This is a genomic window from Archangium sp. (assembly GCF_036389735.1).
In the GTDB taxonomy this organism is placed as follows: domain Bacteria; phylum Myxococcota; class Myxococcia; order Myxococcales; family Myxococcaceae; genus Archangium.
The window spans coordinates 1-4,146 of the sequence record NZ_DASVWK010000639.1 but is presented as its reverse complement, the minus strand read 5'-3'; the positions used below and the strand labels follow the sequence as shown (position 1 = coordinate 4,146).

Sequence of the window (4,146 nt, the reverse complement as noted above, 5' to 3'; positions counted from 1 at the left end):
CCCCCGCGAGCCCCGCCAGCCCCACCCCCGCCAGCAGCGCCACCAGCAGCCGCCGCCGCACCGCTCCCACCTCGCGCTCGATGTCCTCCACGTACACGCCCGTCCCCAGCACCCACCCCCACGGCGCGAACAGCTTCACGTAGGACACCTTCGGAATCGGCGCCGGCTCGCGCGGCCGTGACGCCAGGTACTCCAGCGAGCCCTCCCCCTGCCGCCGCGCCAGCTCCGCGACGTCCACGAACACCGGCCTGCCCGCCGCGTCCTGGTAACCCCTCATGTCCTCGCCAACGCGTCCCGGCAGGAAGGGGTGCATCACCAGCCGCGCGTCCAGGTCGTTGATCCAGTAGTACTCGCTGCTCGAGTAGCGCAGGCCCTCGAGCAGCGCCGCCGCCGTCTGGCGCGCCTCCCTCGGGGAGAGCTCGCCCGCGCGCACCCTCGCCTCGTACGCCTGGAGCACGCCGTGGCCCGTCTCCACCAACTGGCGCACCGCGCGAATGCGATCCTCGCGCAGCTGCTGCCGGATGGCGGGCAACACGTAGAGCTGCTGCAACAGCAGCAGCGGCAGCACGGCGATCAGCAGCGCCACGTAGAACTTCGTCAGCAGGCTGCGTCGTCGTCCAAACCAGAACCCCATCCCTCCCAGCCTAGGGCAATCCGGGGGAGATGTTCATGAACGCACAGCGCAACCCCCGAGCCACCAGGGGATCGGCTCCTCAGCACCGCGGCAGGTTGGCGTCGGGCGGGCAGTTCCATTCGGCGTGACAGCAATCGCCGCCCTCGCGACCGCAGGGCAATTGGCACGTCTCCACCCAATCACAGGGGTGGTTGTCCTTGCTGACGTTCTGGGGCTCCTCCGTCCGCGGCTGGGTCGTCGCACAGCCCCGCATGCCCGGCGCGCACGTCACCGCGGGTAGGGCGGTGTCCGACGACAGGGCGAGCAGCGCCGTACCCGAAGCGCTCGTGAGGATGCTCGCGATGGCCGTCACACAGATAATCGCCGCTTTCACAACTACCCCCCGCGCCGAACGCGCGCCTCGTCCCATCACCGCCGCCCTTCGACAACATGGGACGGTGAGCCAAAAAGTCTTCGCCTGTCGTTTCCTCCTATGTGCGCACGGCGCGTCGCGTTGCGAAGGGGGCTCTCACGGGGAATCCGTGACCTCGTCACCCCATGGTCAGAGTGGGTGTTGAGAGGTACACGCCCCGGTGCGTCCCTCCCGTGCATAATGCGGTGCCGTGTCGTTGCCCCCTGAACGCCTCGTCTATGACGCCACCGTGGAGTCGATGTTCTCCCGTGCGTTGAAGCCTCGCCTCACCACGCGGCTCAAGGCGCGCGTGAAGGAGGCGGGCATCGACCTGGACGCGAAGCTGAAGCCGAGCTACCCGCGCGACGTCTGGCAGCGCGCCATGCGCATCGTGGTGGAGGAGCTGTACCTGGGCGTGCCCGAGGAGCGCGCCTGGTTCGAGCTGGGAGAGCGGTTGGTGGCCTCCCTGGGCGAGACGGTGCTGGGGTCGGCCACCCTGGGCATCGTGAAGCTGCTCGGACCCAAGCGGGCGTTGGAGCGGATGTCGCAGACGTTCCGACACGCCAACAACTACAACCACTCGAAGCTGGAGGAGGTGGGCCCGGGCCGCTTCCAGCTCTGGGTCAACGAGGTGGGCGTCTCCCCGCACTTCATCGCCGGCACGGTGTTCGCCACGCTCAAGATCGCCGGCGCGGCGGACCCCCGGGTGGAGATCGCCGCGTTCGACGGCCACGAGTGCACCTACGCCATCTCCTTCTGAGCGGGGACCTCAGAGCTCCGACAGGAGGCGGTTGAGATCGTCCGGCCGCACCGGCTTCACCAGGTGCACGTCGAAGCCCGCCTCGCGCGCCCGGATCTGGTCTTCCGGGTCGCCGTAGCCGGAGAGCGCCACCAGCCGGATGCCCCGGCCCATGGTCGCCCGCAGCCGCTCCGCCACCCGGTAGCCGTCCAGCCCCGGCAGGCCGATGTCCACCAGCGCCAGCTCCGGCGGCTGCCGCACCGCCAGCTCCAGCCCGCGCAGTCCGTCCTCGGCCACCTCCACCCGGTGGCCCCACGTCTCCAGCAGGACCTGGAGCGTCTGTCGCGCGTCCGCGTTGTCCTCCACCAGGAGGATGCGGCGGCGGCGCGTCACCAGCGCGGGCGGTGCCACCTCGCGCTGCTCCGCTGGCGCATCCGGCAGCACGGGCAGCCACACCACGAATTCGCTGCCCCGGCCCGGGCCCTCGCTGTGCGCCTCCACCAGGCCGTCGTGCATCTCCACCAGGGTGCGCACCAGCGTCAGGCCGATGCCCAGGCCCCCGCGCGTGCGCTCCAGCGACTCGTCCGCCTGCGAGAACAGGTCGAACACCGTGGGCAGCACCGCCGCGCGGATGCCGATGCCGGTGTCCTTCACCCGCACCGCCGCGCCCGCGCGCCCGCCCCTCACCTGGAGCTCGGTCCACACCTGGATGGTGCCGCCCGCGTCCGTGTACTTCAGCGCGTTGTCCAGCAGGTTGGTGAAGACCTGCTCCAGCCGTGTCGTGTCCGCCTCCATCCACAGCGCCGCCGACGACAGGGAGGCCTGGAGCGTCAGCTTGCGGCTGTCCGCCTGCGGGCGGAACACCGTCAGCACCTGGTCCAGCACGCCCCGCAGGTCCACCCGGGCCCGGCGCAGCTCCACCTTGCCGCGCGTCATCCGGCTCACGTCCAGCAAGTCATCCACCAGCCGCGCCAGGTGGTTCGCCTGGCGCTGGATGATGGAGACCATCCGCCCGTCCTTCGGGTCCGTCGAGCCCCGGCGCTCCAGGATGCCCACGGCGGTGGTGATGGCGGCCAGGGGGTTGCGCAGCTCGTGCGCCAGCATGGCCAGGAACAGGTCCTTGCGCCGGTCGGTCTCCTGGAGGTGCTCGGTGCGCCGACGCAGCTCCTGCTCGGCGCGCCGCATGCGCAAGAGGGAGCGCACGGTGGCGACGAGCTCCTCGCCCTCGAAGGGCTCGGTGAGGTAGGCGTCCGCGCCGCCCTCCAGGCCCCGCACCTTCTTGTCCGGGGTGACGAAGGTGGCCGAGGTGTGCATCACCGCGATGGAGGCCGTCTCGGGCCGCCCCCGCAGGCGCTTGCACACCTCGTAGCCGCTGATGTCCGGCAGCTTCACGTCCAGCACCACCACGTCGGGCCGCTCCCGCTCGGCCACGCGCAGGGCCTCTTCGCCCGTGGCGGCCTCCAGCACCCGGTAGCCCGCCATCTGGAGCGTGCGCGTGGACAGGTAGCGCGTCGCGTTGTCGTCGTTGACGTTGAGAATCGTCGCGGAGGAATCAGGCACGGCGTCCGTCTCCCTTGTCGGTGCCCAATCCCGTCTTGTGCAGGGCGTCGCGGATGCGGGCGATGGCCACCTCGCGGCTCAGGGTGTGCTTGGCCATGATGGTGGCCGTCTCCTTCGCCAGTCGCTGGCGCTCCTCCTCCTGGAGCTGGCGCGAGGTGTGGAGGATGACGGGGATGTCGCGCGTGCGGGAGTCCGCCTTCAGCTCGTCCAGCACGTCGAAGGCCGTCATGTCGTGGAGCACGAAGTCCAGGAAGATGAGGTCCGGCGACTGCTCGCGCGCCAGCCGGATGCCCTCGGGCCCGGTGGCGGCCTCGGTCAGCACGTAGGGCGTGTCCGTGAGCAGCTGCTTGAGCACGTAGCGGTGGACGTCATCGTCGTCGATGATGAGCAGCTTGTGCACCGGGGCGGTGCGCGCCATGGAGGCCAGCTTGCGCAGCAGCTGCTCCTCCACCACGGGCTTGAGCCAGAACTCGTCGGCGCCCAGGGCGCGCGCCTTGTGCTCGCGGTCCGTAATCGTCACCACGAGGATGGGGATGTCCTTGGTGTCCTCGCCCGTCTTCATCTCCGCGAGGAAGCTCCAGCTCGTCTCCCCCTCGAGCATGACGTCCATCACCACCGCGGCCGGGCGCACGCGCTGCAGGGTGCGCCGCGCGTCCTCCACGGTGCGCACCGGCAGCACCTGGAAGCCCGAGCGCGAGAGGTACTTCTCATAGAGGAAGAGCGTCTGCCGGTCGTCCTCCAGCACCAGCACCGGGGCGCGCTCGGGGTCGATGCGCTGGCTGCGCTCGGTGAGGCCCTGCATCTCCGCCACCTCCGGGTGCA

At 70.4% G+C, this 4,146-nt stretch carries 5 protein-coding genes; 1 reads left to right on the top strand and 4 read right to left on the bottom strand.

The features are described 5' to 3' along the window. Together VF794_RS22360 and VF794_RS22355 are read right to left on the bottom strand one after the other, a co-directional pair. Nucleotides 1-634: cache domain-containing protein (locus VF794_RS22360; RefSeq protein WP_331113619.1), on the bottom strand; the 634-nt coding region annotated here is incomplete at its 3' end. A gap of 79 nt (nucleotides 635-713) precedes the next feature. Continuing rightward, nucleotides 714-986: a hypothetical protein gene (locus VF794_RS22355; protein WP_331113617.1), complete on the bottom strand. Its 273-nt coding sequence runs from the start codon at nucleotides 984-986 to the stop codon at nucleotides 714-716. A gap of 256 nt (nucleotides 987-1,242) precedes the next feature. Here VF794_RS22355 and VF794_RS22350 point away from each other — a divergent pair, with 256 nt between their 5' ends. Beyond that, nucleotides 1,243-1,785, top strand: a complete 543-nt coding sequence (locus tag VF794_RS22350; protein WP_331113615.1) for a DUF2378 family protein — start codon at nucleotides 1,243-1,245, stop codon at nucleotides 1,783-1,785. A 9-nt stretch (nucleotides 1,786-1,794) separates the two neighbouring features. On the opposite strand, the gene VF794_RS22345 is transcribed toward VF794_RS22350, so the two are convergent. Next, entirely contained in the window at nucleotides 1,795-3,324 is a 1,530-nt protein-coding gene (locus VF794_RS22345) for a response regulator (protein ID WP_331113613.1), read from the bottom strand. Beyond that, nucleotides 3,317-4,146 (bottom strand): response regulator (locus VF794_RS22340; RefSeq protein ID WP_331113611.1); only part of this gene is annotated, 830 nt, incomplete at its 5' end. The genes VF794_RS22340 and VF794_RS22345, both read right to left, overlap by 8 nt.